This window comes from Campylobacter sp. 10_1_50 (assembly GCF_000238755.1).
In the GTDB taxonomy this organism is placed as follows: domain Bacteria; phylum Campylobacterota; class Campylobacteria; order Campylobacterales; family Campylobacteraceae; genus Campylobacter_A; species Campylobacter_A concisus_R.
In genome coordinates this window covers 19907-21303 of the sequence record NZ_JH414891.1, presented here as the reverse complement: position 1 = coordinate 21303, position 1397 = coordinate 19907, and the positions used below count along the sequence as shown (strand labels likewise).

Annotated in this window: 1 pseudogene; it reads left to right on the top strand. The window is 38.3% G+C overall.

From position 1 onward, the window contains the following. Positions 1–1397 (top strand): annotated as a pseudogene (locus tag HMPREF1019_RS10225) (hypothetical protein); the annotation flags it as partial.

The window sequence follows — 1397 nt, the reverse complement described above, 5'->3', positions numbered from 1 at the left end:
AGAAAACGTCAACTAAACTACTAGAAGCTTTTAAAAACGAGGTAAAGGCGTTAAGAGAAGAGGCTCAAGCTGGAGAGATAAAAGGGGATGGGTTCATCACAAAAGAAAGCCCAGCACCAAAGAGTGATTTAAATGTAAAAATTAGCGTGGATGACTGGGTGAGGGAGCTTGGAGGGATAAACGCAAATAAACAAATTAAGGCTGATTTAACCAAACTTTATGAAAAGCACAAGGAACTTTTTACTAAGCCAAGTGATGTTTTTAGGCTAATAAAAGCAGTTAAAGAAAATCCGACGTTTTTTTATAACAATAATGAGCCAAATACGGCTTTGATAGGCAAAATTTTAGAGAATGGCAAGCTTGGTAAAATAGGCATACAAAAAGAGTATGATAGCGAGTACTTAAAACTAAACCATGCGACTTATTCGAGTAAGACAGACAAGGAAAACAAGAGGCTTTTAAAAAGAAATGAAAAATCTCATCTAGTGGGGTCGCCTACTCCCACACAGCTCACTCTTGGCGAAGCCACAGAGCCAACGGCGGATGGTGCAAAAGCACTTTTAGATGAGAAAGAGCTAAAGGTAGGGACGCCATACCCTACACTCCAACGTGCTGATGTTAATCAGGTTGGACCGACGGCTGGTGCAAAAAGCACATTCTCTAGCTCTGATGAAAGCATTATACCAAAACAAACACAAGAAGAGTTTAAAAAGCTTTTAAATGAATATGATGTGGATAAGTTTTTAAGTGATAGAGAAAATATATTGGCTAAAAATGCAAAATATGGCAGAAATAGAATAGCTGATAGAAATATTGAGAGCAACGACGGAGTTGGCGGTTGGGAATATAAATTAACACCAGCAGGTTACGAGAAAAACTACAAAGCAGACTTTCTAACCACAAAGGCTGATGTTGCAAAGATAAGAGCTGGAAAGATGGACGAGGCTACTTTTAATAAACTAAAATCTGATCTTGAAAGCAGCGAAGCACTCGGCTATGAGTATAAAAAAGCTAGTGATTATGCTGACATGGAAGACTTTGAGCGAGAATTCGGAAGCCTATCTAATCCAAAAGGTGGTAGAACAATAAACGCAAGCCCACATATAGCAAGTGGCTTACTTGGTGGCACAGCAAATGGAGCTGATGAAAATGGCAACGTTAGCCCTGAAGAGTTTGCAAAAGGTTTTATATATGCATTGTTTGGATCAAAGATAACAGCCGAGGGGGTAAAAAAAGTAAGTCCTGAGCTTTACAATAAGATACTAAGCATATCAAAAAAGCCAAGCGAAGAGGTAAAAAAGATAGTAGATAATGCAGGAGTAGATAAGCTTGCCAAACAAGAAAAAAGAGGCATTTATAATGTTACATATAACGGCAAATTCTCAACGCCAGTTTAT